Origin of the sequence: Pseudomonas fuscovaginae SE-1 (genome assembly GCF_000364705.1) — a bacterium.
In the GTDB taxonomy this organism is placed as follows: domain Bacteria; phylum Pseudomonadota; class Gammaproteobacteria; order Pseudomonadales; family Pseudomonadaceae; genus Aquipseudomonas; species Aquipseudomonas fuscovaginae_A.
On record NZ_AQOH01000283.1, the window covers coordinates 1 to 23,270 of the forward strand.

Genomic DNA, 23,270 nt, shown 5'->3' on the forward strand with positions numbered 1-23,270 from the left:
AGCGCGCCTGGATCTGCGCGCGGCTCAGGGACTGGGTCGGCATACCGAGGGCATCGCCCAGGGCCAGCCCGTAGAAGGCGCCGAGGGCACGGCTGGTCGGGGTCATGTCGGGTTTCCAAAGGCCAGGTGCAGGCGGAAATGCTGGGGGTCGAGCAGGCTCTCGACCTGTTCCATGAAACGCCCCTTGCGATCGTAGGTGGTGCGCAGGGCCTTGAGAAAGACAGTACCGACCGGCCGGCCGAGCCGTTCGGCCTCGATCTCGCCTAGAGGCTCGGCGCCGATCCACTGATCGCCGTGTTGGCCGATGAAGCCATGGGCGGCCAGGGTGATGGTCAGCGAGTTGTCGATCAGGCCGGTTTCAGGCAGGCACTCCAGGCCGCCGCTGGCCGGCATCAGCGAGTACTCGAGGGACACCACGACGCCTTCAGTGTTGCGCCGACGCCGGTCGAGGGCAATGAACCGCTCGGTGCCGTAGCGACTGAACAGGTCCGGCCTCAGCACGGCTTCGAAACGTAGGATTTCGGTGCTGATCTGCGCACCTGAGTCGGCCAGGGCCTGAGCCCAGCCGGCGCCCTGGTCGAGGGTCACGCCGTCGTAGGTGACGATCGAACCGACACCGCTCTGGGTCGCGATGTAGTTTCGCCGCTTGAGTTCGGCCAGGGCCTCGCGCAGAGTGCCGCGGCTCACCGAGAACTCTTCGGCCAACTGATGCTCGCCCGGCAGCAGAAAGCCGTCTTCGAGAAGACCGCTTTCGATGCGCCGGATCAGCTCATCGACCACCCGTTTTTTCTTGTCAAATCGAACATGTCTAATCATGTACAATTTGATAACCGAAACAGCCATGTGACTGCAAGAAATTTATCTTGCCAGAAGATGAATGGTGGTCTGGCGCAGGTCCCACGGAAACGAACTGGCCCACGAGCCCAGCGGGGCCTGGAGGAACAGGGCTTGCCCCTACGGAAGGGCGGAAGCAACAAACCGCACGGAAACCCGGTTCCCGGAGGCCTCAGGGCTCCAGGCCAATAGGGAAGAACTCGCCGCCGCTCCACACGCCCAGCCAGGATTGACCTTCGATCTGCCGGGTCACCGCCAGGTCAACCAACTGGTAGAACACATTGCGGTGAATCAGCGCATCGAGGTTATTGCGCACATGGATATAGGGCGCTGGCTCTTGGCTATGGGGATCGATCAGCACGCGAATCGGATGATCGGCACCGGCCGTGACCTGCTCGTCGACCTGGGTGGTGAAACGCAGCTGTTGTGCCTCGCCCTGCCCTTCGACTTCGAGGGTCACGGCGACGAAGGGGGCATCGTCGACCTTGATGCCGACCTTCTCCACCGGGGTAACCAGGAAATAATCGTCACCGTCGCGGCGCAGGATGGTCGAGAACAGCTTGACCATCGGCTTGCGTCCGATCGGTGTGCCCAGGTAATACCAGGTGCCGTCGCGGGCGATGCGCATATCGATATCGCCGCAGAAATCCGGGTTCCACAGGTGAACCGGCGGCAGTCCCTTTCCCGTCCCGGGGATCTGCGCCAACAGCTCGCTGGCCTTGCCTGACTCACTCATGTCCACTCCCGAATGACTTACTGATCGCTCAAGCCCAGCAGGCTACGGGCATATTGTGCCAGCGGTTTGGCGATCAGGTCTTGCGGCTTGTTGTCATGGAACGTCAGCAAGCCGCCACGGCTCTTGATCCGTGCCGTATCGATCAGGTACTGGGTACTGGTCTCGATCAGCATGATCTGCAGCACCCCGGTGTCGAGGCCGAGGCGATCGACGGCTTCCTGGTCGGCCCATTCGTCATAGTTGCCGATGCGGTCGTCAGCCTTGGCGAAACGGGTGTACAACAGATAATGGGCACCGGCCGAACGGGCTTCGGCCATGGCCTGGTCGAGGCCGACCGGCGCGCGAGCGCGGCGGACCATGGGAAAGTATTCGACGAAACCGTTGAAGGCCTCTTCCGCCACCACGTTGGGCCGTGGGTAGGCGCTGCCGGGCGGGGCGAACGGACCCTGGGCGATGTAGATGAACGAATCCGGCTGAATGCGGAACGAGTGAATGCGACGTGTATCACTATGATCGAGCAAGCCCGCGTCGCTCATCTGATAACGAGCCCCTTCTTCCAGATCGCTGACTTTCATGCAGCCGCCCAGCGCCAACAGCGCCAGCAGCATAACCAGGCTACGCATCCTAATCCTCCAGAGGCCGGTGACGGAAAACCGGCGAATGGCCGAAAGATGCAGCTTCCGCGCCAGATCGCTTGAGAGAGGAGGCTCCTGGAGGGCGAACGGGGGTCACACCAACGTCCAGGCGATCACCCGCCGATGATTTTCATCACCGTGGCGCCACCGGAGAACGCCACCGACTGCTTGTCACCCAGCGCCTTGACCAGCAGGCGCTGCAACGCCGGCAGCGCTTCATGGCGCGGCTTGTCCAGCAAATCGCCAACATAATGCCGGTTGCTCGACGACAGGCAGCCATGCAGCCACCCCGTGGAAGACAGCCGCAACCGCGAGCAGGTACGGCAGAACGGCACGCTCTCGTTGGCGATCACGCCGAAATAGCCGCGCCCGGGGATCTCGTAGCGCACGGCGGTGGCATCGACCGGCGCATTGGCCTGCAAGTAGGCATAGCGCTCGCCGATCAACTCCAGTAACTGCTGGAGGCTGACGAACTGCTGGAGAAAGGCGTTGTGGTCACTGGCCAGGTGGCCCATGCGCATCAGCTCGATGAAACGCAGCTCGTAGCCGCGCTCCAGGCAGTAGTCGAGCAGCGGCATCACCTGGTCCAGGTTCTGACCACGCAACGGAACCATGTTGACCTTGATCTTCAACCCGGCCGCCCGCGCCCGCTCCATGCCATCGAGCACACTGGCCAGATCGCCGCCACGGGCGATACCGCGAAAGGCATCGGCATCGAGGGTGTCGAGGGACACGTTGATCCGTCGAATCCCGGCGTCCAGCAGCAGCGGAAGCTTGCGCGCCAGCAACTGGCCGTTGGTGGTCAGGCTGATATCGTCCAGGCCGAGCTTACCCACAGCCTCCATGAAGGCTTCGAGCTTGGGGCTGACCAGCGGTTCACCACCGGTGATCCGCAATCGCTCGATACCCGCCGCCTCGATCAGGTAAGCCACCCCGCGCGCCATGGCCTCGGCCGACAATTCGTCCTGAGCAGCCACCAGCCGCTTGCCATTGGGCACGCAGTAGGTGCAGGCATAGTTGCAGGCGGAGGTCAGGCTGATCCGCAGATTGCGAAAACGCCTGCCTTGACGGTCAACGATCATGGGACACTCCGACGGAGAACTTGGAAACTTGCAGACTCGGTCCCCGTAGGAGCCGGCTTGCTGGCGATAGCAGGGTATCAGACGGTAAATCCTTTACTGACAGACCACGATCGCCAGCGAGCCGGCTTCCACGGGTGCAGCGCGACATCAAAACACCCGCACCCACCAAAACCTGACTTCAAAATCAGGTTTTGGCAAGCTCTTTCTCGGAAGTCCCTTCCTGCAACAAGTATAGGGCTCAGGCCGCCGAATGATCAGTGTCGCGCTTGCGCTTGTTGCCCATGCGCACGCCGATGTCCATCAGGAACTGGAAGAAGCCTTCCTGGTCTTCCAGCACATTGCTCCAGAACGGCGAGTGGTACAGCGCGACCGCGCCATGCACCAGCGCCCAGGCGGCACAATAGTGGAAGTAAGGAGGCACGTCTTCAAGCTTGCCTTCGCTGATACGCCCCTTGATCAGCAGGGTCAGGCGTTCGAAGTTGGAGGCGCGGATCTTGTGCAGTTCCTCGACCATCTCAGGGACCTGATGGCCCTTGACCACCTTCTCTTCGAGGCGGTCGAACAGGCGGTAGCGCTGCGGGTCGCGCATGCGGAATTCGAAGTACGCGCGCGACAGTGCTTCCTTGTCCTTGTCGACATCGGCCGAGTGCAGCAGCTCGTTCAGGTCGCGCTCGTAGTCGAGCATCAGGCGCAGGTAGATTTCCGCCTTGGACTTGAAGTGCTTATAGATGGTGCCTTTGCCGATACCGACGGCATCCGCGATCATCTCGACGGTGACACTGTCTTCACCCTGTTCGAGGAACAGCTTTAGCGCGGTATCGAGAATTTCCTGCTCGCGGCGACGAAACTCACGGACCTTACGGGGTTCTTTATGCATAAGAAAAGGTCTGTAGGGGCAAAATCGAAGCGAAGTATTATGCCTGAGCCGCGCCAAATTGCACGAATCATCAGCGGGTTTTCGTTTTCACTGTCGACGAATCAGCCTTCGCCGGTCAAAAAGTCTTCTTCCAGGTCACGCTGCGTCGCTCTACGACAAGGGTCGCCCCCAGTTGAACGAGTGAGAACTCAAGGGAAGCGCATGTATTCCAAATCTGTTTAAAAAATGAGCAGATCTGACTGGACGTACCGGGATACTGGCCAATACTTCAGGTGTCGGCGGGCATATCCCCCAAGTGTCACGTCGATAAAGGTGCCAATGGACCGCGCGCCTTTGTTTTACTCCTAATGGTCTTAACCCGGATTCATCCCCCAGAACCCGGGTTTTTTTTGCCTGCGATTCGAGACTGCACGCCCTCAGGCCACATGCGCCAGCGGGAACAGGCGCTTGAAGTTCTCGGTGGTCTGCTCGGCAAACCGCTCATAAGGCACACCGCGCAACATCGCCAGGTACTCCGCCACTTCCCGTACGTACTGCGGCAGGTTCGGCTTGCCGCGATGGGGAATCGGCGCCAGGTACGGCGAGTCGGTCTCGACCAGCAGGCGGTCGGTAGGCACCTGGCGGGCAACGTCGCGCAGGGCGTCGGCATTACGGAAGGTGACGATGCCCGACAACGAGATATAGAAACCCAGGTCCAGCGCCGCCTTGGCCATGTCCCAGTCTTCGGTGAAGCAATGCAACACGCCCGCCTGGGACAGTTGCGCCTCGCGCAAAAGTTGCAGGGTATCGGCGCGGGCACCGCGGGTGTGGACGATCACTGGCTTGCCGGTTTTCCGTGCCGCTTCCAGGTGCAGGCGGAAAGACGCCTGCTGGACCTCGGCCGCCTCCGGCTCGTAGTGGTAGTCCAGGCCGGTCTCGCCAATGGCCACCACCCGCGGGTGATCGAGCTCACGCAACAACCAGTCGAGAGCGGGGGTCGCATCGGGCTTGACGTCCAGCGGGTGCACGCCGACCGAACAGTCGACGTCGGCATAGCGTTCGGCCAGCGCCTTTACCTCGGCTGCGTTGTCGGCACTGACACCGATGCACAGGAAGTGGCCGACACCGCGCTGGCGCGCAGCCTCCAGGGCCGCATCGAGGGAACCGTCGTGCGCGGTGAGGTCGAGGCGGTCGAGATGGCAATGGGAATCTACAAGCATAGGAAAAGTGACAACTACATCGTATGAGTGGGACGGTCGGACTTCAGGGCACCGGCCAGATGGGTTTCGATCTTGCTGCGGGCGGTATTGTCGCCGTCATTGAACTGCACGCCGATACCGGCCGCGCGATTGCCCTGGGCCCCCTTGGGGGTGATCCAGGTGACCTTGCCGGCGACCGGAATCTTCTCCGGTTCGTCCATGAGGTTGAGCAGCATGAACACCTCGTCGCCCAACTTGTAGCTCTTGTTGGTGGGGATGAACAGGCCGCCATTCTTGATAAAGGGCATATAGGCCGCGTACAGCACCGACTTGTCCTTGATGGTCAATGACAGGATGCCGTTGCGCGGGCCAGGACCAATAGGTTCGTTCATGCGGACTCCCTGAATGCGGATAACCCGATTCTAGGCCTTTGGCCTCAGTTTTGGGTAGGCAAAGCTGCCCACTGCACCAGCAGGGCCTCGAGCAGCAGTACCCGGTTGAGGTTGGCCTTGCTCAGCACTTTCTGGCGCTGGGCGAGGATCCAGTCCTGGATATTCAAAACCTTCTCCCGCGAGGCCTTCTGCGCCAGGTACTGCACCACCTTGCGCATGTCCGCCAGGCCGAGGCCGTCCTCGTCCTGGGTCAGTTGATAGCGCAGGATCAGGTTCGACCAGTCACAGAACCAGTCGAACAGCAACAGCAGCGCAATGGCATTCCAGCCCTCGGCCAGTTGGGTCGCCGACAGCTGTTGCTTGAGCAGTTTCTTCACCCCGTCGACCACCTGGGCCCGTTGCTCGCGCACGCCCTGAGCCTGCAGACTGGCCGCCGCCAGCGGCGAACCCGCGGCCAGGGTCAGCAACTCCACCCGTTCTTCTTCACTGCAATCGGGCAAGGCCGTGGCCAGCCACTGCAGGCTCATCGCCTCGCTCGGCAGCGGGCAGGCCTGTTGCACGCAACGGCTGCGCACGGTGGGCAGCAGGCGGCTGGACTGGTGGCTGACCAGCAACAGCACGGTGTCGCCCGATGGTTCTTCGAGGCTTTTGAGCAGCGCGTTGGCGGCGTTGATGTTCATCGACTCCACCGGCTCGATCAGTACCACCTTGCGCCCGCCCAACTGCGCGGTCTGGGCAACGAAACCGACCAGGTCGCGCACCTGGTCGACCTTGATCGCCTTGTCCGCTTCCTCGGGCTCCAGGATGTAGTTGTCCGGATGGCTGCCGGCCGCCAGCAGCAGACACGACTTGCACTGCCCGCACGCCTCCAGGCCCGCCGGGCTCTTGCACAGCAGCAAGGCCATCAGCCGCTCGGCCAGCGCCCGCTTGCCGATCCCCACCGGGCCATGCAGCAGGTAGGCATGGGCATGCTGGGTACGACCGGCCAATTGCTGCCAGAGGGTGTCCTGCCAGGGATAGGCTTCAGCCATGTTGCAACCCCGTCGCGAGCGCGCCCGATGGCGTGCCAGCCTGTTGTTTTATCTTGATAAAAAATCTAAACACAGCAGTATGGGTATCCTTTCGACAACAGGTAAACAGGGGGGCCGTCTGCGTCGGCCGCCCTGGCAAGGCTCCAGGAGCAACAGTTTGAGAACCATCATCGGGCTCGCCGCACTCGCCAGATCCGGCAAAGACACGGTAGCGTCAATGCTGCTCGCCCAAGCGGAGATCGCCGCCTTTGCCCTGGCCGACCCACTCAAGGTCGGCTGCCAGGCCCTCTTCGGCCTGAGCGATGAACAAACCTGGGACGATACATTAAAAGAGCGCAGGATTGACCTGTGGAACCGCTCTCCGCGCGAGTTCTTCCAGCAGGTCGGCACGGAGTGGATGCGCAATCATAACCCAGACCACTGGTTGCAGCGGGCGGATCGCGAGATCAACCCGCCACTGGATGACAGTGCCTGGTCGGGTAACGCGGATCTGTCCGCTGCCGACGCACCCTTTCGCCTGGCGGCCCAGGCCTTCTTCGACTTTTCGGACGCGCAGACCTGGGACGCGGAGCGTCACTCGCAAATCGATCCAAGCTGGAATATTTCCCCACGGGACGCCGTCGCCCTGATCGAACGGCACGCGCGGGCCTTCGACCCCGACTACGCCGTCAAACGTGCCCAGCTGCCACTGACCCCGCTCAAGCGCCGCCCGCCTCTACCCGCCAACGCCTCGACGATCATCATCAAGGACATCCGCTTCGAGAACGAAGCGCGATACCTGCGCGAGCACCATGGCGTCATCTGGCATATCACCCGACCCAACCTGCAACGGGTCAATGCGCACTCCTCGGAACTGGGCGTGGCCCGCCAGCCCGAGGACGTGTTGATCGTCAATGACGGCAGCCTGGAACAGTTGCAGGTGACAGTGATGCAGGCATGGCAACGCCACAAGACCGCCCAACAGGCGCACTGAGCACCCTGTCGCCGTCCACGCCCCCTGCAGGGGGCCGACAAGCGCGCCGCCAGCACTTCGGCATTCGCTCCCTCCAGACTCAGCAGCGCCGAGCGCAGTGTGCCCGGCCGCGGACCGCCCTCCTGCTCCAGCAGCGCCAGCCGTACAGTTTGCGCCTCGGCCTCCACTTGCAAGCGCTTCAGCGCCTTGGCCACGGCCAGGCAGCATTCGTCCGGCCCCTGGGCGGCGGAAAATTGCAGCAGAATCATCAGCAGCACTCCCCGCGGGTTTTATAGGTCAGCACCGGCGCCAACCGCGCCACTGGCCGCACCAGGCCAGCCCGGACCAGGGTATCGACGATGCTGTCCAGCGGTTTGCAAGCCTCCGGCGCCTCCTCGTAGATCAACTGCCGAGCCTCGCAGATCACATGGCCGCCCAGGCGGGTGCGCCCCAGTTGTGCCGGACTGAAGCGCCGCGGCAGTCCTTGCATTCACTGCGCAATCAACAGCCGGTTGACCTCGGCAAAGCGCAGGCCCTCGTTGTGACGGGCCAGGTAGGCGGCGCAATCCGCACTGCCCTCCAACAAGCCGGCGTGGCCGTGCCGGTCTACCTGCTCGCGCGCCGAGACCGCGCGAGCCACTATGCACCAACAGCAGCAGTTTTCTGGGGTCCAGCGCCAGCTCGGCGGTACGTTCGGTGTCGTGGACCTGCTCCACGCGCTGCAACTCGGCGAAATGATTGCCGCCACCGATGGTGCCCAGCGCACTGTCGAAACCGCTGGTCGGCAGCGACAGGGCCGCCACACGCTCGTGCCAGTCCTGGCCCGGCGGGAGGTCCAGATTGCCCAGGCGCTTGTCCAGCTTGTCGGCGCTCAATTTGCCAACGGCGAGATCCGTGCGCCACAGCGCCATGCCGCAGCCGATGTCGCCGCCGATCAAGGCCGGGCGCCCCGCTCGAGCCCCCGCCACCCGAATTACTGGGCGTCTTTCGTCTCGGGCTCAGCGGCTGGCGGCACGTCCATTGGCGCAGCCGCCTTGGGCTCGACGACATCCTGGGCTGGTGTCGTCGGCTTCGCTTCAGCACCTGGCGGAGGATTCACAGGCACCGCCGGAGCCTGAGTGGGCGCCGGGCTCGAGCGATAGTCTGCCCGTCGCTTGAGCTGGAACTCACGCACCGCATTGTTGTGCGAGTCCAGGTCATCGGAGAAGACATGGCTGCCATCGCCACGGGCGACGAAGTACAGGCTCTTGCCCTCTGCCGGGTTCAGTGCGGCATGGATCGCCTCACGACCGACCATGGCGATCGGCGTCGGCGGCAGGCCGACGTTGAGGTAGGTGTTGTAGGGATTGGCCTCGCGCAGATGGGCACGGGTCAATTTGCCGGTGTAGCGCTCACCCAGACCGTAGATCACCGTCGGATCGGTCTGCAACAGCATGCCGAGCTGCATCCGACGGACGAAGACGCCAGCGATCTGAGCGCGCTCCTGGGGAACGCCGGTCTCCTTCTCCACCAGCGACGCCATGATCAGCGCCTGGTAGGGATCGGTATAGGGCGCATCGGCAGAACGTTTTTCCCACTCCTGGGCCAGGACGCTCTGCAAGCGGTCGTAGGCCTTTTCCAGCAGCTCGACGTCGGTCATCCCGCGCACGAAACGATAGGTGTCCGGGAAGAAACGCCCCTCCGCGAACACGTCCTTGTGCCCCAGCTTCGCCATGACTTCACTGTCACTGAGACCGGTCAGGGTCTGCTGGAGCTTTTCGTTCTTGGCCAGCGCGCCACGGACCTGGCGGAAGTTCCAGCCCTCGACAAGGGTCAGGCTGTACTGCACCACTTCGCCGCGCTGCCAGAGGCCGAGCAGCGTGCGCACGTTCATGCCCGGCGTAAGGCGATACTCACCGCTGTGCAACTGCACCCCGGCGAGGTTGAAGCGCCAGTACAGGCGCAACCAGAAGGCGTCGTGCAGGGTGCCCTCGGCCTCCATGCGGTTGAAGGTACCGGTTGGGGTCGCCCCTGTCGGCACGTCGAGCAGTTGCTCCTGCTTCAGGTCGAGGGTCTGCTCCAGCGCCGAGTGGATCTTCCAGGCCGAAACACCCAGCAGCAATCCGCCCAGAACCAGACCCGTCTGCAGCAGCAACAAGAATTTACGTCTCAATTCAAACTTCCAATAACCCGCGGGCAATGCCTTGCAGTTTACGGGTGAGCGGCCCTACCGACCAGTTCAGATCGGCCAAGGCACGCACCGGCCAGACGCCGTAAACGCTGTTACAGAGAAAGACCTCATCAGCCTGTCGGAGTTGCTCCATGCTGATGTCCGAAATATCCACATGTACGCCCAGGGCACGAGCCTGGTCGAGCAGTTCGGCACGCATGACCCCGGCAACGCCGCAACGGCTCAGGTCCGCGGTGCGCAGTACACCGTCACTGACCAGGAACAGGTTGCTGAACACGCCCTCGATCACCCGACCGATGGTGTCGAGCATCAGCCCTTCGGCATGCTCGCCATCCTGCCATTCGCTACGGGCAATGACCTGCTCCAGCCGGTTGAGGTGTTTGAGACCGGCCAGCAACGGCTGCTCGGACAAACGGGTGGCACAGGGAAAAAGGCGGACACCCAGGTTCTGCAGGGCCGGCGGATAAGTCGGCAACGGGCTGCCTTGCAGGATCCGTCGCGGTTGCGCGTCGGCCGCCGCCGCATAACCGCGCAGGCTGTCGCCACGGGTGAGGATCAGCTTGAGCACACCCTCGCCCATCGCGGCGCTGTAGACCAGCAGCTCGCTGCGAATCACCGCCTGATTGGCAACGAAACCCAGCCGACGACAACCGTCGGCCAGGCGCTGCAGGTGCCGCTCGAGCAGCAACGGGCGCCCGCCCTTGACGGCGATGGTCTCGAACAGACCATCGCCATAGGCCAGGCCGCGGTCCTTGAGCGGCAGGGAATCAGCCGGCTGACCGTCGACCCAGCTCTGCATCACTCGGCGAACCGGCGGAACACCAGCGAACCGTTGGTGCCACCAAACCCGAAGGAGTTGGACAACACCACGTCGATCGGCATGTGCCGCGCTTCGTGAGGCACGAAGTCGAGGTCGCAGCCTTCGTCCGGCTCGTCGAGGTTGATGGTCGGCGGCGCCACCTGGTCGGTGATCGCCAGGACGCTGAAGATCGCCTCGATCGCACCGGCGGCACCCAGCAGGTGACCGGTCATCGATTTGGTCGAGCTGACCGCCAGCTTGTGGGCGTGCTCGCCGAAAACGGTCTTGATCGCCTCGACTTCGGCAATGTCGCCAGCGGGGGTCGAAGTACCGTGGGCGTTGATGTACTGCACCTGGTCGGGAGTGATCCCGGCATCGCGCAGGGCGTTGGCGATGCAGCGCGCCGCACCGGCACCGTCGGCGGGTGGCGAAGTCATGTGGTAGGCGTCGCCGCTCATGCCGAAGCCGATCAGCTCGGCATAGATGGTGGCACCCCGCGCCTTGGCGTGTTCCAGCTCTTCGAGCACCAGGGCACCGGCACCGTCGGACAACACGAAGCCATCGCGGCCCTTGTCCCACGGACGGCTGGCGCGCGTCGGCTCATCGTTGCGGGTCGACAGCGCGCGCGAAGCGCCGAAGCCGCCCATGCCCAGGCCGCAGGCGGCCATTTCCGCACCGCCGGCGATCATCACGTCGGCTTCGCCATAGGCGATGTTGCGTGCCGCCATGCCGATACAGTGGGTACCGGTGGTGCAGGCGGTGGAGATGGCGTAGTTCGGTCCCTGCGCACCCAGGTGGATGGACAGGAAGCCGGAAATCATGTTGATGATCGAGCCAGGCACGAAGAACGGCGAAATGCGCCGCGGCCCGGAATCATGCAGGGTGCGGCTGGTTTCCTCGATATTGGTCAGACCGCCAATACCCGAGCCCATGGCCACGCCGATGCGTTCACGGTTGGCGTCGGTGACTTCCAGGCCCGCGTCGCGGATCGCCTGAAAACCGGCTGCCAGGCCGTATTGAATGAACAAGTCGAGTTTGCGGGCTTCTTTGGCCGACAAGTATTCTTCGACATTGAAGCCTTTTACCGAGCCACCGAAACGGGTGGTATAGGCAGAAAGGTCTGTGTGTTCGATCAGACCAATGCCACTGCGGCCAGCCAGAATGCCCTGCCAGGTACTCGGAACATCCGTACCCAATGGCGACAACATCCCCATACCGGTGACTACGACGCGTCTACGCGACACAGCACTCTCCTTTTTCCTGTTGACCAGTTTGCCTCACCTAAAGAAAAAACCGCACGCCATGATGGCAGTGCGGTTTTTCCATGACAGCAGGCAAAGATTACAAACTATTACGCCTGGTTGGCGTTGATGTAATCGATAGCAGCTTGTACGGTGGTGATTTTTTCAGCTTCTTCGTCAGGGATTTCGGTCTCGAATTCCTCTTCCAGAGCCATCACCAGCTCAACGGTGTCAAGGGAGTCGGCACCCAGGTCTTCAACGAAGGAAGATTCGTTCTTGACTTCTTCTTCCTTCACACCCAGTTGCTCGGCAACGATTTTCTTGACGCGTTCTTCGATGGTGCTCATACCTTGTTTTCACTCCTAATGGAAAAATTCAGGCAGCTGGCCGGTGGGTAAGTGTATAGAAAGGCTTTTCAGCTTTTCAACCGAAAGCTTGCGCCTTCACCCCGCCGTGTCCCCCTGCCCGTCAATAAGTTGCAGCTTTATAACGGATTTTAGACAGCTGGTATGACATTTTTTTGAAGCAATCCGTCACATTTGAATTACATGTACATCCCGCCGTTCACCGGAATTGTAGCTCCGGTCACGTATGCCGCACCCTCCGAAGCCAGGAAAGCGACCACTTGCGCGATCTCCTGTGCCTGGCCCAGACGGCCCAGCGGAATCTGCGTCAACAGGGCTTCGCGCTGTGCTTCCGGCAGTTCGCGGGTCATATCGGTGTCGATGAAGCCTGGCGCCACCGAGTTTACCGTAATCGACCGCGAGCCGACCTCACGCGCGAGCGCGCGGCTGAAACCTTCGAGGCCTGCCTTGGCTGCCGCATAGTTTACTTGGCCTGCGTTGCCCATGGCACCCACTACCGAGCCGATATTGATAATTCGGCCCCAACGCGCCTTGGTCATGCCGCGCAGAACGCCCTTGGACAGGCGATACAGGCTGTTGAGGTTGGTATCGACCACGTCGTACCACTCATCGTCCTTCATGCGCATCATCAGGTTGTCGCGGGTGATACCGGCGTTGTTGACCAGCACCGCCGGCGCACCGAACTGCTCGGTGATGCTGGCCAGTACGGCAGCGACCGATTCGTCGCTGGTGACATTGAGCTCCAGGCCGGTGCCCTGGATGCCGTGCTCCTTGAGGGTCGCGGCAATGCGCTCGGCACCCGAGGCGGACGTCGCGGTGCCGATCACCACGGCGCCCATGCGGCCCAGCTCGAGGGCGATGGCTTGGCCGATACCACGGCTGGCGCCGGTGACCAGTGCAACTTTACCTTGCAGACTCATGCAGGCTTCTCCTAATTCAGGCCTGCGCCGCGCGCGTGGCGGCGAAGGCATCCGGGGTATTCAGGTTGGAGGTGTTGACGCCGTCGGCGCAACGCTTGTTCAGACCGGCCAGGACCTTGCCGGGACCACACTCGACCAGCTCGGTCGCGCCCTGGGCCGCCAGATACTGCACGCACTCGACCCAGCGGACCGGCTTGTACAGCTGCTCCAGCAGGTCGCGCTTGAGACTGTCGAGATCGGCCGCCACGCTGGCGCTGACGTTCTGCACCAGCGGAATCTGCGGCGCCTGCCAGTCGATGGCGGCAACGGACTCGGCGAAGCGCTCGGCAGCCGGGCGCATCAGTTCGCAGTGCGACGGCACGCTGACCGGCAGCGGCAGGGCACGCTTGGCGCCCTTGGCCTTGCAGGCCTCCATGGCGCGCTCAACGGCGGCCTTGGCGCCGGCAATCACGACCTGGCCTGGCGAGTTGAAGTTGACCGCGCTGACCACTTCGCCCTGGGCGGAATCGGCACAGGCAGCCACCACGTCGGAATCTTCCAGGCCGAGGATCGCCGCCATGGCGCCCTGACCGGCCGGCACGGCTTCCTGCATCAGTTGACCACGACGCTCGACCAAACGAACGGCATCGGCCAGGCTCAGGCTGCCGGCGGCAACCAGCGCGCTGTATTCACCCAGGCTGTGGCCGGCGACATAGGCCGGACGCTGGCCGCCTTCGGCCAACCACAGGCGCCACAGGGCGACCGAGGCGGTGAGAATCGCCGGCTGGGTCTTGTCGGTCTGGTTGAGCAGTTCTTCCGGACCCTGCTGGGTCAGCGCCCAGAGGTCGTAGCCCAGGGCCTGGGAGGCCTCGGCGAAGGTTTCCAGGATCAGCGGGTATTGTGCGCCCAGCTCGGCCAGCATGCCGAGGGACTGCGAACCCTGCCCTGGAAAGACGAATGCGAGGGAGGTAGACATGAAACGAGCCCCTAATGATCTTATCGTCGAAGAGTTGACGCCGCGCCACAAAAAACGATGGGCGCAAACGCAATAAACTGTCAGTTGGATGGCCCATTGAACCGGGCGGTCACATTGTAAGCGTCTGCCGGGCAAAACGCCTAAAGCAACAGATCCTCCAGACGCCCATGCAGGCGCTCGGGAAGGTTTTCCTGGATCTCGATCAGCGCCCGCTGGATCGCACTCTGCAAGCCCTGCACCCCAGCCGAACCATGGCTCTTGACCACAATCCCCTGCAGGCCGAGAAAACTCGCCCCGTTGTGTCGCGCCGGCGCCAGGTCGGCACGCAGGCGACCGAGCAGCGGCAAGGCCAGGGCTCCCACCACCCGCGAAGCCAGGTTGCGCCGGAACAACGCCTCGACCCGAGCGGCAATCATCGTCGCCAGCCCTTCACTGGACTTGAGCAGGATGTTGCCGACAAAACCGTCGCAGACTACCACGTCGGCCTCGCCGCGATACAGGCCATCGCCCTCGATGAACCCCATGTAGTTCAAGCCACGCGCCTGCTGCAGCAGACCGGCCGCCAGCTTGACCTGCTGGTTGCCCTTGATGTCCTCGGTACCGACGTTCAGCAGCGCCACCCGCGGACGCACCACGCCCAGGGCCTCGGCGGCCACCGAGCCCATCACGGCGAACTGGAACAGGTTCTCGGCGGTGCAGTCGACATTCGCCCCCAGGTCGAGCAACTGGCAGTAGCCCCGCTGGGTCGGAATCGCCGCGACCATCGCCGGCCGATCGATGCCCGGCAGGGTCTTGAGCACATGGCGCGACAGGGCCATCAGCGCCCCGGTATTGCCAGCACTGACCACCGCCTGGACGCGATCATCGTGCAGCAATTGCAAGGCCACCCGCATCGACGAGTCCGGCTTGCCCCGCAAGGCCTGGGACGGACGATCATCCATGGTGACGACTTCACTCGCCGGAACGATATTCAGTCGTGCACGATCAACGACCGGATAGCCAGCAATCAATTCTTCCAGGAGGGAGGGTTGACCGACGAGGGTCAGGTGCAGCGAGGGAGTAGCGGAAAGGCAGGCGACACTGGCCTGGACAATGTTGCGGGGACCGAAGTCCCCGCCCATTGCGTCGATCGCGATGATCTGAGCGGACAAGATTTACTCGTCAGCGCCCTTGTCGATCACTTTGCGACCACGGTATACGCCTTCTGGCGAAACGTGGTGACGCAGGTGAACTTCACCGGTGGTCTTTTCCACGGACAGAGCGTTGGCCTCGAGGGCATCGTGCGAACGACGCATGTCACGGGCAGAGCGGGATTTTTTGTTCTGCTGAACAGCCATAATTGATTAACTCCTAAACGTTTGGGTCACGCTTTAACTGCGCCAATACACTGAACGGGTTGGACCGCGTTACCTCGTCCTCGGCTGGTTCGGGCTCGTCGAGCCCCGCCGGCTGCTGGCATTCTTCCGGATGATGAGCAGGCACAATGGGCAAGGCGAGCAGGAGCTCTTCCTCGATCAGTGCCTGCAGATCCAAGGGATCTTCGCCCAGTTCCAGCACGTCATAACCTTTCGGCAACGACTGGGTATTCGCACCCTCCTTCACCACAGCATAACTGCACTCACTGTGAATCGGCAGGGTGACCAGCTCAAGACAACGCTGGCAAACCATCTTGACTTCGGTGTCAATAAAGCTGTGGATAACCACAGACTTACGTTCATCTCGTTCAAAAACGAATTTGGCCTGCACCGTACCGACTGTGTCGGAAAGCGGGTCGCAGAGTCTCTCCAAATCGGCCAGCAGCAGCTCACCCTGAAGGGTGGTGCCGCGATCAGCCAATTTGCGCGGGTCAACGTGAGGTGGAATCGGGTCATTCAACATAGGCGCAGCATTATAGGGATGCCCCCGCCCATGTCAAAGGAAATTCAGCCCTGTCCGTCGGCTTCCCCTGTGGATAGAATCGCCGACCACCTTCAGGAGAAGCGCATGCCGCCGTTGTTACTCGCCTCAAGCTCGATCTACCGCCGGGAATTGCTCGATCGCCTGCGCCTGCCCTTCACGTGCAGCTCGCCGGATATCGACGAAAGCCAACAGCCCGGAGAGTCCGCCGAAGCCCTGGTGCGACGCCTGGCCGAACAGAAGGCCAGAGCCTTGTCCGCCCGCCATCCGCAACACCTGATCATCGGCTCGGACCAGGTCGCGGTGCTCGACGGACGCATCCTCGGCAAACCGCACAATTTCGAAAGGGCCCGGGAGCAGTTGCTGGCCGCCAGCGGTGCCAGCGTCAGCTTCCTCACCGGCCTGGCGCTGCTCAACAGCCAGAGCGGCCGCTGCCAGGTCGATTGCGTGGCCTTTACCGTGCACATGCGCCAGCTCGACGAACAGCGCATCGAACGCTACCTGCGCGCCGAACAGCCCTACGACTGCGCCGGCAGCTTCAAGGCCGAGGGACTGGGCGTCAGCCTGTTCCGGAGCACCGAGGGGACGGATGCGACCAGCCTGATCGGCCTGCCGCTGATCCGCCTGGTGGACATGTTGCTGGCCGAGGGCGTCGAGATTCCCTGATCCCGAGACACACCCCGGCTCCCACAGGATGGCGATGGCCGTCAGCGCAGGGTCGGCCCCTGGAAGCCCATCCACATGGCCAGGTGTTCAGCCACGCTCGCCCCGAGCTTTTTCGAGAAGCGGTCGAACGGCGACTCCTGAACGGTGAAGTCCACCAGCTTCTTCTCGCCAATCACGTCCCGCGCCACCGAACTGGCGCTGCCCAGGCCATCGATCAAACCCAGCGACAACGCCTGCTCGCCGGACCAGACCAGCCCGGAGAACAACTCCGGATGCTCCTTGTCCTTGAGGCGGTCACCCCGGCCCTTCTTCACGCTGGCAATGAACTGGTTGTGGGTGGTGTCCAGCACACCCTGCCAGAATCGGGTCTCATCCGCCTTCTGTGGCTGGAACGGATCGAGGAACGACTTGTGCTCGCCCGAGGAGTAGGCACGACGCTCCACGCCGAGCTTCTCCATGGCACCGACAAACCCGTAGCCTGCCGCCGTCACCCCAATGGAACCGACCAGGCTGGCCTTGTCGGCGTAGATTTCATCGGCTGCGCTGGCAATGTAATAGGCACCCGAAGCACCGAGATCGGAGATCACCGCATAGACCTTGGTATTTGGATGCAGACCACGCAGGCGGCGGATCTCGTCATAGACGTAGCCCGACTGCACCGGACTGCCGCCCGGGCTGTTGATACGCAGAATAATGCCCTTGACCTTGGGATCCTCGAAGGCCGTGCGCAGACTGCCGACGATGTTGTCGGCACTGGCCGACTCCTTGTCCGCGATCACCCCGCGCACTTCGATCAGGGCGGTGTAGTGGGCGCCACGGCTGGCGCTTTTCTCCACGTCGACCAGGGGCGAGAGCATCACCAGCACAGTGCCCACGTAGACAAAGGCCAGCAGCTTGAAGAAGATCCCCCAGCGCCGGGCCCGACGCTGCTCGGTGATACCGGCCTGAAGCGTGCGCTCCAGCAGCTTCCAGCTTTTATCTTCGCCATCGGCATTCGCCTTCGACGGTGCATTCCATTCATCAGCCATATGTGCTCACCCCAGTAGACTCAATGGGCCTGGCGATTCAACCAGGCGTGCAACTCAGGAAAACTGTCGATTGCCAGGCGCGGTTCGAACACCTGCAATTCATCCAGAGACAAGGCACCGTAGCCCACCGCCACGCTGTCCATGCCAGCATTGCGGGCCATCTGCAGGTCGAAGGCCGAATCACCGACCATCAGCGCCTGGGACGCCGGCACGCCGCAATGGGCAAGAATCTCCTCCAACATCAGCGGGTGCGGCTTGCTCGCGGTTTCGTCGGCCGCCCGGGTGATATCGAAATAGTCCAGCCAGCCATGGGCCCTCAACACCCGATCCAGCCCGCGACGCGCCTTGCCGGTCGCCACCGCCAGCTGGTAGCCGGCCTCGCGGAACGCCGCCATGGACTCGACCACTCCCGGGAACAGTGGCGAAGGTACCGCCTCCAGGGAGATGTAGCTATCGGCGTAGTGTTGACGAAAAACCACCAGTTCTTCGTCGGAAATTTCTGGATAAAGGGTGCGAATCGCCTCCGGAAGACCCAGACCGATAATACCCTTGACCGCCCGCTCGTCCCGTAGCGGAAAGCCGGAGCGCTCGGCCGCCGCGCCCATCGCCTCGACGATCCGACCAATGGAATCGGCCAAGGTGCCATCCCAATCGAAAATCAGCAGTTTGTAATCAGCCCGCACTCAAGCGCTCCACGGTCCTGGCCCACATTTCATCCACCGGCGCCTGCAGCTTCAGTTCGCCGCCATCAGGCAGCGGCACCGTCAGCAGGTAGGCATGCAGGAACAGGCGCTTGCCGCCCAGTTCACGGATTTCCCGGGTAAAGTCGTCATCCCCGTACTTGCTGTCGCCGGCGATGCAGTGGCCGGCATGCAGGGTATGCACCCGGATCTGGTGGGTGCGACCGGTCACCGGCTTGGCTTCGATCAGGGTGGCAAAGTCATTGAAGCGACGCAGGACCTTGAACACCGTCAACGCGTCCTTGCCCTCGTCGTTGACTTCGACCATGCGCTCGCCGGAGCGCAGGTTGCTCTTGAGCAACGGTGCCCGCACCTGCTTGACGGAGGTCGCCCAGTGGCCCCGCACCAGCGCCATGTAGCGCTTGTCGACGCCATCACCGCGCAGCGCCTCGTGCAGATGACGCAGCATGCTGCGCTTCTTGGCGATCATCAGCAGCCCGGAGGTGTCGCGGTCCAGCCGGTGTACCAGTTCCAGCTCCTTGGCGTCCGGGCGCAACTGGCGAAAGGCCTCGATCACGCCGAAGCTCAGGCCGCTGCCACCATGCACGGCGATGCCGGCCGGCTTGTTGATCACGATCAGCGCCTTGTCCTCGTACACGATCGACTCTTCCAGGCGCTGCAACAGGCCCTGGGCCACCGGCACGGGCTCGTCGCGCTCGGGAACGCGCACGGGAGGCACACGAACGATATCGCCGGCCTGCAGCTTGTATTCGGGCTTGATCCGCCCCTTGTTCACCCGCACTTCGCCTTTGCGCAAGATGCGGTAGATCAAGGTCTTGGGCACGCCTTTGAGCCGGGCCAGGAGAAAATTGTCGATGCGTTGGCCGGCATATTCCGGCGAGACCTCGAGCAGTTGAACGCCAGAGGTCGGGGGGGTAGTCGTCGTCATGTCGCGGATGATAACAATTTTTTATGGAATTGAAGCACTTAATCATTGCTGCTATAGTCGCGAACGCCGCCAAAAGCGGCCGGGCAGCGGAACAACGGCAAACAGCCGACCCTGACCCACGCAATTCATCAGGACGCGAGGCCGTCCTACGGGGCTTTCGCTACACTTGGCAGGTTCGCGATTGTAACAAGCGCAGGTGACATGAGGCCTGAAGCGAGCCGGGATACTGAGTAATCACTCGTCTCCCGAGCCGATATTCACGGACAGTTCACAAAGTGCGGTCAGTCGCGGGACCTACCGACAGCGAAGGCTTCGGAAACAACGCCTAATTAGCCATGATGCGTGAACTGCCCTTTCGGCGTTCACGGTAAATGCAACCCGCTGCGGATTCTGCGCGCGGCAGCACCCGAATTATCAGGGATACGTGTAGGGTGGAGATGCACAACCGTCGGACTGTGTAGCATTAGGCTTGTTCAAGACGCTTCATATCGTCCACACCCGCGGTTGATTCCTCCTCCTGACTCAGTTTTGCTTAAAGCGGGGCTTATGCCACCACAGCAAGCAGGAAGCGTCGGTCGCGACTTCGCCACTAGCACTAGTAGGCCGAAATCTCGCTAGACACTGGAATGGCCCGCCACTCCATGACGCACCTGACACCGACCGTGAGAAGTCGTGTGTGCCGAACGCCGTTTCCGGCAGCCCGGAAACCGACGGTACAACATGAAAAGAATGCTGATTAACGCAACTCAACCCGAAGAGTTGCGTGTTGCGCTGGTAGACGGCCAACGCCTCTACGACCTGGACATCGAGTCCGGCGCGCGCGAACAGAAAAAGGCCAACATCTATAAAGGCCGGATCACCCGTATCGAGCCCAGCCTCGAAGCCGCCTTCGTCGACTTCGGCTCCGAGCGCCACGGCTTCCTGCCGCTCAAGGAAATCTCCCGCGAATACTTCAAGAAGTCGCCTGAAGGCCGCGTCAACATCAAGGAAGTCCTGAGCGAAGGCCAGGAAGTCATCGTCCAGGTCGAGAAGGAAGAGCGTGGCAACAAGGGCGCCGCCCTGACCACCTTCATCAGCCTCGCCGGTCGCTACCTGGTGCTGATGCCGAACAACCCGCGCGCCGGCGGCATCTCCCGCCGCATCGAAGGCGAAGAGCGCAACGAACTGCGTGAAGCGCTGAACGGGCTGGTCGCCCCGGCCGACATGGGCCTGATCGTCCGCACCGCGGGCCTGGGCCGCAGCAGCGAAGAAATGCAGTGGGACCTCGACTACCTGCTGCAACTGTGGACCGCGATCAAGGAAGCCTCCCAGGATCGTTCCGCCCCTTTCCTGATCTACCAGGAAAGCAACGTGATCATCCGCGCGATCCGCGACTACCTGCGCCAGGACATCGGCGAAGTGCTGATCGACAGCGTCGAGGCCCAGGACGAAGCCCTGACCTTCATCCGCCAGGTGATGCCGCAGTACGCCAGCAAGATCAAGCTGTACGAAGACAGCGTGCCGCTGTTCAACCGCTTCCAGATCGAAAGCCAGATCGAGACCGCCTTCCAGCGCGTCGTCGAACTGCCGTCCGGCGGCTCCATCGTGATCGACCCGACCGAGGCCCTGGTGTCCATCGACATCAACTCGGCGCGCGCCACCAAGGGCAGCGACATCGAAGAGACCGCGCTGCAGACCAACCTGGAAGCCGCCGAGGAAATCGCCCGCCAACTGCGCCTGCGCGACATCGGCGGCCTGATCGTGATCGACTTCATCGACATGACCCCGGCCAAGAACCAGCGCGCCGTGGAAGAAAAGGTCCGCGAATGCCTGGAAGCCGACCGTGCCCGCGTCCAGGTCGGTCGCATTTCGCGCTTCGGCCTGCTGGAAATGTCCCGCCAGCGCCTGCGTCCATCGCTGGGCGAGAGCAGCGGCATCGTCTGCCCACGCTGCAGCGGCACCGGCATCATCCGTGATGTCGAGTCGCTGTCCCTGGCAATCCTGCGCCTGATCGAGGAAGAGGCCCTGAAGGACCGCACCGCCGAAGTCCGTGCCCAGGTGCCGATCCCGGTGGCGGCGTTCCTGCTCAACGAAAAACGCAACTCGATCACCAAGATCGAACTGCGTACCCGCGCCCGCATCGTGATCCTGCCGAACGATCACCTGGAGACGCCGCACTTCGAAGTGCAACGCCTGCGTGACGACAACCCGGACGCCACCAACAGCCAGTCCAGCTACGAGATCGCTGCCGCCGCCGCCGAAGCGGAAGAGGCCCAGCCGGCGGCCGCGACCCGCACCCTGGTTCGCCAGGAAGCCGCGGTCAAGACCGCCCCGGCCCGCGCCAATGCACCGGTGCCGAGCGAAGTGGCCGCCCCGGTTGCCGCTGCCCCTGCCCCGGCTCCAGCCCCGGAACCAAGCCTGTTCAAGGGCCTGGTGAAGTCGCTGGTCAGCCTGTTCGCCGGCAAGGAAGAACCGGCCGCGCCAGTGGTGGTGGAGAAACCTGTCGCCGAACGCCCGGCGCGCAACGAAGAGCGCCGCAACGGTCGTCAGCAGAGCCGCAACCGCAACGGCCGCCGCGACGAAGACCGCAAGCCGCGCGAAGAGCGTGCACCTCGTGAGGAACGGGCGCCACGCGAGCCGCGTGAAGAGCGCGCCCCACGTGAGGAACGGGCGCCACGCGAGGAACGCGCCCCGCGCGAACTGCGTGAAACCCGTGACGACGCGCCAGCCGCCCGCGAAGAACGTGCACCGCGCCCACCCCGCGAGGAACGCGCGCCGCGTGCCCCACGCGAAGAGCGCAAGCCACGCGGCGAGCGCGAGGAACGCGTACGCGAACTGCGCGAGCCACTGGATGCCAACCCGGCCGTCGGAGCCGTAGCCGCTACTGCCGCTGCCGCGGTAGTCGCCGAGGAGCGTCCAGCCCGTGCGCCACGTGAGGAACGCCAGCCACGCCCACCGCGTGAAGAGCGTCAGCCACGTGCCGAACAGGCTGCCGCGGCCAGCGAAGAAGAAGTCCTGCAGGGCGAAGAGCACCTGTCGGAAGATGGCCAGGACAACGCCGAAGGTGGCGAGCGTCCACGCCGTCGTTCCCGTGGCCAGCGTCGTCGCAGCAACCGTCGTGAGCGCCAGCGCGATGCCAACGGCAACGTGATCGAAGGCTCGGAAGAAGCCGGCGAAGGCCAGCAGAACGAAGCCACCGGTGACGAACTGGCCGCCGGTCTGGCCGTGACCGCCGCCGTTGCCAGCAGCGCAATCAGCGCCAACGCCGAAGCCGAAGCGCACCAGCAGGCTGAACGTGCCACCGCAACCACCCTGGAAACCCCGACCGCTGAGGCGCCTGTCGTTGAAACGACCACCCCGGTTGAGGCTATCGCCGCACCGGAAGTGGAAGTCGCCGCGGCTCGCGAAGCTGCGCCAGTGGTTGAAGCACCGGTCGAAACCGCGGCCGCCGAGTTGCCCGTGTTCGTCGCGCCTGAGCCGGCGGTCGAGGCTCCAGCGGTGGAAGCTCCAGCCGCCGAAACCCCGGCTGTCGAGGCTGCCCCGGCTGAAGCTCCGGCAGTTGAAGCAGCGGTCGTCGAGAAGGCTGCCGAACCTGCCCAGGAAATCCAGGCCACCTTCCGGTGGGCTGCCGAACCTGCCGCCGTCGAAGCGCCGGTTGCCGAACCCGTGGTTGCCGAGCCCGCTGCCGTGGAACCTGCGGTCGTCGCTCAGCCTGAGCCCGCTCCGGTTGTCGAAGCCACGCCAGTGGTCGCCGAAGAAGCGGCTCCGGTAACGGTGCAAGCCCCTGCGGTGGTCCTGACCAGCAATGGCCGCGCACCGAACGACCCACGTGAAGTACGCCGTCGCAAGCGCGAAGAAGAGGCACGCAAGGCTGCCGAACTGGCTGCCGCCGCGGCTGCTCCCGC

The 23,270-nt window shown here is 63.1% G+C and carries 26 protein-coding genes and 1 pseudogene; 3 read left to right on the top strand and 24 right to left on the bottom strand.

All coding sequences use genetic code 11. The annotated features are described in order from the left end of the window. The 9 genes from K675_RS33130 to K675_RS0122655 all read right to left on the bottom strand — a co-directional run. The coding region (locus K675_RS33130; protein ID WP_198291672.1) for an ADP-ribosylglycohydrolase family protein at positions 1-106 on the bottom strand (106 nt) is incomplete at its 3' end. Then, on the bottom strand, positions 103-816 hold the full coding sequence (locus tag K675_RS0122620; protein ID WP_026145448.1) for a GntR family transcriptional regulator: 714 nt from the start codon (positions 814-816) through the stop codon (positions 103-105). The genes K675_RS33130 and K675_RS0122620, both read right to left, overlap by 4 nt. 190 nt (positions 817-1,006) lie before the next feature. After that, positions 1,007-1,570, bottom strand: coding sequence for a DUF1285 domain-containing protein (locus K675_RS0122625; protein WP_017905749.1), 564 nt, complete (start codon positions 1,568-1,570; stop codon positions 1,007-1,009). Between the two features lie 17 nt (positions 1,571-1,587). Further along, positions 1,588-2,193, bottom strand: a complete 606-nt coding sequence (locus tag K675_RS0122630; RefSeq protein ID WP_017905750.1) for a DUF4823 domain-containing protein — start codon at positions 2,191-2,193, stop codon at positions 1,588-1,590. A gap of 125 nt (positions 2,194-2,318) precedes the next feature. After that, entirely contained in the window at positions 2,319-3,287 is a 969-nt protein-coding gene (locus K675_RS0122635; protein ID WP_017905751.1) for a GTP 3',8-cyclase MoaA, read from the bottom strand. 238 nt (positions 3,288-3,525) lie between these two features. After that, entirely contained in the window at positions 3,526-4,164 is a 639-nt protein-coding gene (locus tag K675_RS0122640; RefSeq protein WP_017905752.1) for a TetR/AcrR family transcriptional regulator, read from the bottom strand. Between the two features lie 416 nt (positions 4,165-4,580). Next, entirely contained in the window at positions 4,581-5,363 is a 783-nt protein-coding gene (locus tag K675_RS0122645; protein ID WP_017905753.1) for a TatD family hydrolase, read from the bottom strand. Positions 5,364-5,377: 14 nt separating this feature from the next. Next, positions 5,378-5,734 (bottom strand): PilZ domain-containing protein, encoded by a 357-nt coding sequence (locus K675_RS0122650; RefSeq protein ID WP_017905754.1) that lies wholly within the window; start codon positions 5,732-5,734, stop codon positions 5,378-5,380. A gap of 44 nt (positions 5,735-5,778) precedes the next feature. Next, entirely contained in the window at positions 5,779-6,765 is a 987-nt protein-coding gene (locus K675_RS0122655) for a DNA polymerase III subunit delta' (RefSeq protein ID WP_017905755.1), read from the bottom strand. A gap of 217 nt (positions 6,766-6,982) precedes the next feature. Here K675_RS0122655 and K675_RS0122660 point away from each other — a divergent pair, with 217 nt between their 5' ends. Then, the gene (locus tag K675_RS0122660) at positions 6,983-7,738 is read left to right on the top strand and encodes a hypothetical protein (RefSeq protein ID WP_017905756.1); all 756 of its coding nucleotides are present in this window, start codon (positions 6,983-6,985) and stop codon (positions 7,736-7,738) included. Positions 7,739-7,985: 247 nt separating this feature from the next. Here the strand turns inward: K675_RS0122660 and K675_RS34230 are convergent, their stop codons facing one another. The 12 genes and pseudogenes from K675_RS34230 to K675_RS0122715 form a co-directional block, all read right to left on the bottom strand. Further along, positions 7,986-8,207, bottom strand: coding sequence for an RtcB family protein (locus tag K675_RS34230; RefSeq protein WP_026145449.1), 222 nt, complete (start codon positions 8,205-8,207; stop codon positions 7,986-7,988). Continuing rightward, complete coding sequence (locus K675_RS34235; RefSeq protein ID WP_232434465.1) at positions 8,208-8,357, bottom strand: hypothetical protein; 150 nt, start codon at positions 8,355-8,357, stop codon at positions 8,208-8,210. 34 nt (positions 8,358-8,391) lie between these two features. Then, a pseudogene (locus tag K675_RS34240) lies at positions 8,392-8,628 on the bottom strand (RtcB family protein); the annotation flags it as partial. Positions 8,629-8,690: 62 nt separating this feature from the next. Further along, positions 8,691-9,869 carry an endolytic transglycosylase MltG gene (mltG, locus tag K675_RS0122675; RefSeq protein WP_026145450.1) on the bottom strand — a complete coding sequence of 393 codons (1,179 nt, stop codon included), beginning with the start codon at positions 9,867-9,869 and terminating at the stop codon, positions 8,691-8,693. 1 nt (position 9,870) lies between these two features. Further along, on the bottom strand, positions 9,871-10,686 hold the full coding sequence (pabC, locus tag K675_RS0122680) for an aminodeoxychorismate lyase (protein ID WP_017905758.1): 816 nt from the start codon (positions 10,684-10,686) through the stop codon (positions 9,871-9,873). Continuing rightward, a complete protein-coding gene (gene fabF, locus K675_RS0122685; protein WP_026145451.1) occupies positions 10,686-11,930 on the bottom strand; it encodes a beta-ketoacyl-ACP synthase II in 1,245 nt (414 codons plus the stop codon). Before fabF ends, pabC begins: the two co-directional genes overlap by 1 nt. A gap of 107 nt (positions 11,931-12,037) precedes the next feature. Next, complete coding sequence (acpP, locus tag K675_RS0122690) at positions 12,038-12,274, bottom strand: acyl carrier protein (protein ID WP_017905760.1); 237 nt, start codon at positions 12,272-12,274, stop codon at positions 12,038-12,040. A 197-nt stretch (positions 12,275-12,471) separates the two neighbouring features. Next, positions 12,472-13,212: a 3-oxoacyl-ACP reductase FabG gene (fabG, locus tag K675_RS0122695; protein ID WP_017905761.1), complete on the bottom strand. Its 741-nt coding sequence runs from the start codon at positions 13,210-13,212 to the stop codon at positions 12,472-12,474. A 16-nt stretch (positions 13,213-13,228) separates the two neighbouring features. Then, entirely contained in the window at positions 13,229-14,167 is a 939-nt protein-coding gene (fabD, locus tag K675_RS0122700; protein WP_026145452.1) for an ACP S-malonyltransferase, read from the bottom strand. A gap of 140 nt (positions 14,168-14,307) precedes the next feature. After that, the gene (plsX, locus tag K675_RS0122705) at positions 14,308-15,318 is read right to left on the bottom strand and encodes a phosphate acyltransferase PlsX (RefSeq protein WP_017905763.1); all 1,011 of its coding nucleotides are present in this window, start codon (positions 15,316-15,318) and stop codon (positions 14,308-14,310) included. A 3-nt stretch (positions 15,319-15,321) separates the two neighbouring features. Next, the gene (gene rpmF, locus K675_RS0122710; RefSeq protein WP_009406838.1) at positions 15,322-15,504 is read right to left on the bottom strand and encodes a 50S ribosomal protein L32; all 183 of its coding nucleotides are present in this window, start codon (positions 15,502-15,504) and stop codon (positions 15,322-15,324) included. Positions 15,505-15,517: 13 nt separating this feature from the next. Continuing rightward, positions 15,518-16,045: a YceD family protein gene (locus K675_RS0122715; RefSeq protein WP_017905764.1), complete on the bottom strand. Its 528-nt coding sequence runs from the start codon at positions 16,043-16,045 to the stop codon at positions 15,518-15,520. Positions 16,046-16,150: 105 nt separating this feature from the next. Here K675_RS0122715 and K675_RS0122720 point away from each other — a divergent pair, with 105 nt between their 5' ends. Next, positions 16,151-16,729, top strand: a complete 579-nt coding sequence (locus tag K675_RS0122720) for a Maf family protein (protein WP_017905765.1) — start codon at positions 16,151-16,153, stop codon at positions 16,727-16,729. 41 nt (positions 16,730-16,770) lie between these two features. On the opposite strand, the gene sppA is transcribed toward K675_RS0122720, so the two are convergent. The 3 genes from sppA to rluC are packed head-to-tail and all read right to left on the bottom strand — an operon-like array spanning position 16,771 to position 19,386. Further along, positions 16,771-17,757, bottom strand: coding sequence for a signal peptide peptidase SppA (gene sppA, locus K675_RS0122725; RefSeq protein ID WP_017905766.1), 987 nt, complete (start codon positions 17,755-17,757; stop codon positions 16,771-16,773). A 20-nt stretch (positions 17,758-17,777) separates the two neighbouring features. After that, positions 17,778-18,440 (bottom strand): HAD-IA family hydrolase, encoded by a 663-nt coding sequence (locus tag K675_RS0122730; protein ID WP_017905767.1) that lies wholly within the window; start codon positions 18,438-18,440, stop codon positions 17,778-17,780. Next, positions 18,430-19,386 carry a 23S rRNA pseudouridine(955/2504/2580) synthase RluC gene (rluC, locus tag K675_RS0122735; RefSeq protein ID WP_017905768.1) on the bottom strand — a complete coding sequence of 319 codons (957 nt, stop codon included), beginning with the start codon at positions 19,384-19,386 and terminating at the stop codon, positions 18,430-18,432. Before rluC ends, K675_RS0122730 begins: the two co-directional genes overlap by 11 nt. A gap of 720 nt (positions 19,387-20,106) precedes the next feature. Here rluC and rne point away from each other — a divergent pair. Next, positions 20,107-23,270: ribonuclease E (rne, locus tag K675_RS0122740; RefSeq protein WP_198291673.1), on the top strand; the 3,164-nt coding region annotated here is incomplete at its 3' end.